Origin of the sequence: Streptomyces sp. WAC06614, assembly GCF_003949795.1 — a bacterium.
Taxonomy (GTDB): domain Bacteria; phylum Actinomycetota; class Actinomycetes; order Streptomycetales; family Streptomycetaceae; genus Streptomyces.
Map to the genome: position 1 here is coordinate 1 of NZ_RPRY01000740.1, position 829 is coordinate 829.

Genomic DNA, 829 nt, shown 5'->3' on the forward strand with positions numbered 1-829 from the left:
AGCGTTTCGTGGCGGACCCCTACGGTCCGGCGGGCAGCCGCATGTACCGCACGGGTGATGTCGCCCGGTGGTCGCGGACGGGGGAGCTGGAGTACCTGGGCCGCTCCGACGACCAGGTCAAGGTGCGTGGTTTCCGGATCGAGCTCGGCGAGATCGAGACGGTCCTGGCAACTCACCCCTCGGTCGCGCAGAACGCCGTGGTCGTCCGCGAGGACAGCCCCGGCATCAAGCGTCTGGCCGCCTACGTCGTCCCGGCCGCCGGCACCGTCTTCGACGCGGAGGCCCTGCGCGCCCACATCGGCGCCACTCTGCCCGACTACATGGTCCCGGCCGCCGTCGTCGCCCTGGACTCCCTCCCGCTGACCGTCAACGGCAAGCTGGACCGCAAGCAGCTCCCCGCTCCGGAGTACGCGGGTGCCGGTCGGGGCCGTGCTCCGCGCAACGAGCGGGAGGAGCTGCTGTGCGGTATCTACGCCGAGTTGCTCGGTGTCGCGTCGGTGTCGGTGGAGGACAGCTTCTTCGAGCTGGGCGGCGACAGCATCGTGTCGATCCAGCTCGTCAGCCGCGCACGCCGGGCCGGTCTGGTGTTCACGGCGCGCGAGGTGTTCGAGCACCGCACGCCCGAGGCGCTGGCCGCGGTCGCCACCTCCGTCTCCGGTGCGAGCACCGAGGACCCCAAGGCCGGTCTCGGACAGGTCGCGCAGACGCCGATCGTGGGCTGGCTGCGTGAGCTGGGTGGCCCGGTGGACGGGTTCCACCAGGCGATGCTGCTCCAGGCCCCGGCCGATGCCACGTTCGAGGGGCTTCAGGCCGCGGTCCAGGCGCTGCT

1 protein-coding gene is annotated in these 829 nt (G+C 71.8%); it reads left to right on the forward strand.

The window, feature by feature from the left end:
* Nucleotides 1–41: 41 nt before the first annotated feature.
* A partial coding sequence (locus tag EF918_RS36240; RefSeq protein WP_312847898.1) for a phosphopantetheine-binding protein occupies nucleotides 42–829 on the forward strand: 788 nt, incomplete at its 3' end.